We start from the raw sequence: 3,338 nt of genomic DNA on the forward strand, positions 1-3,338 counted from the left end.
GTCGGGTGCATGGCGCCCCGGGCCGGGGCGCCGGCTTCCGCTTCGAGGCGTCGGACGGGTTCCTCAACGGCGTGCGGGCCGGATCCCGCCGCCCGGCACGGGCCCGGTACGCGCGGTCCGGATCCGGCGGATCCCTACCGGCGGTCAGCGGGTACTCTCCCGACATGCCGCACACCCCCTCCGGCCCCGTCGTCATCGCCCCCCTCGACCTCTCCGCACAGGTCGACGAGGCGCTCGCCGTGCAGGCCGAGGCGTTCGGACTCGGCGAGGACGAGATCGCGGTACGCAGGCAGATCGTCCAGCGCCACATGACCCTCCCCGGCGCCCGCGCCCTCGGCGCGACCACCCCCGACGGACGGCTCGCCGGATTCGTCTACGCGATGCCCAACCACCGCTCCCACTGGTGGTCCACCGTGGTCGAGCCCTACCTCCGGGCACTGGGCAACGACGCCTGGCTGGACGATTCCTTCGTCATCACCGAGCTGCACGTCCACCCCCTCCACCAGAAGCAGGGCATCGGACGCGCGCTGATCACCGCCATCACCGACGGCGCGGACCAGCCCCGGTCGATCCTCTCCGCCATCGACCAGGAGAGCCCCGCGCGCCGCCTCTACCGCACCCTGGGCTACACCGACCTGGCCCGCCGCGTGCACTTCCCCAGCGCCACCGTCCCCTACGCCGTGATGGGCGCGCCGCTGCCCCTGCGCCGCGGATAGCCGGCCCGAACACCCGTCGGGGGGCAAACCGATTTCCGCCGCCGCGCGCCGCCCGGCTAACCTCGGGGCCATCACCCTTACGCAGCAGGAGTAATAAACATGGCCCAGGTCCAGCGCATGTCCCGGTTGATGGCGAAGACCCTGCGCGACGACCCGGCCGACGCCGAGGTCCTCAGCCACAAGCTGCTCGTCCGCGCCGGTTACGTCCGCCGCACCGCCGCCGGTGTCTGGTCCTGGCTGCCGCTCGGCAAGAAGGTCCTCTCCAACGTCGAGCGGATCGTCCGCGAGGAGATGGACGCCATCGGCGCCCAGGAGGTGCTGCTGCCCGCCCTCCTGCCGCGTGAGCCCTACGACGCCACCGGCCGCTGGGACGAGTACGGCCAGGAGCTGTTCCGTCTCCAGGACCGCAAGGGCGGCGACTACCTCCTCGGCCCCACCCACGAGGAGATCTTCACGCTGCTGGTGAAGGACCAGGCGTCCTCCTACAAGGACCTGCCGGTCATCCTCTACCAGATCCAGAACAAGTTCCGCGACGAGGCCCGCCCGCGGGCCGGCGTGCTGCGCGGCCGCGAGTTCATGATGAAGGACTCGTACTCCTTCGACACCGAGGACGAGGGCCTGGCCCAGTCGTACGCCCTGCACCGCGAGGCCTACCAGCGCATCTTCGCCCGTCTCGGCCTCGACTACCGCATCTGCGCCGCCACGGCCGGCGCCATGGGCGGCTCCAAGTCGGAGGAGTTCCTGGCCCCCGCCGAGGCCGGCGAGGACACCTTCGCCGACTGCCCGAACTGCGACTTCGCCGCCAACACCGAGGCGGTCTCCTACGCGCTGCAGCCGGTCGACGGCTCCGCCGTGCCCGCCCTGGAGGAGATCCCCACCCCGGACACCCCCACCATCGAGACGCTGGCCGCCTCGCTGGGCGTGCCGGCCTCCGCCACCCTGAAGAACCTGCTGGTCAAGGTCGACGGGGAGATCGTCGCGGTGGGCGTGCCGGGCGACCGCGAGGTCGACCTCGGCAAGGTCGAGGCGCACTTCGCCCCGGCCGCGGTCGAGCTGGTCACCGCCGAGGACTTCACCGGCCGCGAGGACCTGGTCCGCGGCTACGTCGGCCCCCAGGGCCTGGAGAAGGTCACGTACATCGCCGACCCGCGGGTCGCCCCCGGCACCGCGTGGATCACCGGCGCCAACAAGGCGCACACCCACGCGAAGAACGTCGTCGCCGGCCGTGACTTCGAGGTCGACGCGTACGTGGACGTCGTGGTGGTCCAGGAGGGCGACCCCTGCCCCAACTGCGGCGCCGGCCTCAAGCTGGACCGCGCCATCGAGATCGGCCACATCTTCCAGCTGGGCCGCAAGTACACCGACGCGATGAAGCTGGACGTGCTGGGTCAGAACGGCAAGCCGGTCCGGGTCACCATGGGGTCCTACGGCGTCGGCGTCACCCGCGCGGTGGCGGCGCTGGCCGAGCAGACCGCCGACGACAAGGGCCTGTGCTGGCCGGCCGAGGTCGCCCCCGCGGACGTCCACGTGGTCGCCGCGGGCAAGGCCGCGCAGACGGAGCTGGCGCTGGAGGTGTCCGAGCAGCTCGCCGCCAAGGGAGTGCGTGTGCTGGTGGACGACCGCGCCGGTGTCTCCCCGGGCGTGAAGTTCACCGACGCCGAGCTGATCGGCGTCCCGAAGATCCTGGTCGCGGGGCGCCGCACCGCGGAGGGCGTCGTCGAGCTGAAGGACCGCCGCACGGGCGAGCGCGAGGAGCTCCCCGTCGCCGAGGCGATCGCCCGCCTCACGGCGTGACCGACGGCGTAGGCCGCACTTCCAGGGCACGGCACGGGGCCACCAGCATCCCGTGCCGTGCCCTTCGCCGTTGCCGCGGGCCCGCCCCCGACGGCCAGCGCCGCTGGGGGCGGGCCCGCGGCTGTCACAGCCAGGTGGCGAACTCCAGCAGCCAGTCCGCGTCGCGGTCCCGTCCGACCCGCCGGGCCCGCAGCCCCGACTCGACCGCGCGGAACACCGTCCACCCCCGCAACCGCTCGCGGTCCACCTCCAGCGACTCCGCGAGCCGCTTCACGCGCCGTCGCGTCGTCGCCGCGCCCGAGGGCATCGCGATCAGGTCCTCGACCCGGTCCCGCACCAGCCGCGCCAGGTCGAACGCGCACTCGCCGACCACCGGGTCCGGACCGACCGCCAGCCACGGCATCCGCTCGCCGCCCAGAACCTTGCTCTGGCGGAACGTCCCGTGCAGCAGCAGCCGCTCCGGCGGGTCCGCCAGGAGGTCCGCCCGCAGCCCCAGCGCGGTGTCCACCAGGCCCGCCGCCTCGTCGTCAGGACCCGCGACGCTCGCCCGCATCGCCTCGGCCTGCCGCCCCGTGCGCTCCTCGACCGTCTCGAAGACGTGACCGGCAGGCGGCTCGACCCACAGCCGCCGCAGCGTCGCCGCGCCCTCCAGCAACGCCTTCGCCTCCGGCAGGGTCCGCACCGAGACGTCCGGGTTCAGCCGCTCCAGGAGCAGCACGCCCTCGCCCGCCGACGGCTCGGTCTCCAGCAACTGCGCCGCGCCCAGCCCGTGCCAGTGCGCCAGCGCCACGCGCTCGCTCGCCGGACGCGACCGCGGCGGAATCAGCT

The 3,338-nt window shown here is 73.4% G+C and carries 3 protein-coding genes; 2 read left to right on the forward strand and 1 reads right to left on the reverse strand.

Annotation, left to right across the window (positions count from 1 at the left end; all coding sequences use genetic code 11):
- Positions 1-164 precede the first annotated feature (164 nt).
- Both HW445_RS23500 and HW445_RS23505 read left to right on the forward strand, forming a co-directional pair.
- Positions 165-716, forward strand: a complete 552-nt coding sequence (locus HW445_RS23500; RefSeq protein WP_180222944.1) for a GNAT family N-acetyltransferase — start codon at positions 165-167, stop codon at positions 714-716.
- Between the two features lie 99 nt (positions 717-815).
- On the forward strand, positions 816-2,510 hold the full coding sequence (locus HW445_RS23505; protein WP_218957321.1) for a proline--tRNA ligase: 1,695 nt from the start codon (positions 816-818) through the stop codon (positions 2,508-2,510).
- A gap of 124 nt (positions 2,511-2,634) precedes the next feature.
- On the opposite strand, the gene HW445_RS23510 is transcribed toward HW445_RS23505, so the two are convergent.
- A partial coding sequence (locus HW445_RS23510; RefSeq protein ID WP_180222945.1) for an aminoglycoside phosphotransferase family protein occupies positions 2,635-3,338 on the reverse strand: 704 nt, incomplete at its 5' end.

It is taken from the genome of Streptomyces sp. UH6 (assembly GCF_013421635.1).
GTDB classification, from domain to species: domain Bacteria; phylum Actinomycetota; class Actinomycetes; order Streptomycetales; family Streptomycetaceae; genus Streptomyces; species Streptomyces abyssomicinicus.

Bases quoted from the DNA above. Each gene is read 5' to 3' on its own strand.
- HW445_RS23505 (WP_218957321.1), top strand. From the start codon at position 816: ATGGCCCAGGTCCAGCGCATGTCCCGGTTGATGGCGAAGACCCTGCGC.
- HW445_RS23500 (WP_180222944.1), top strand. From the start codon at position 165: ATGCCGCACACCCCCTCCGGCCCCGTCGTCATCGCCCCCCTCGACCTC.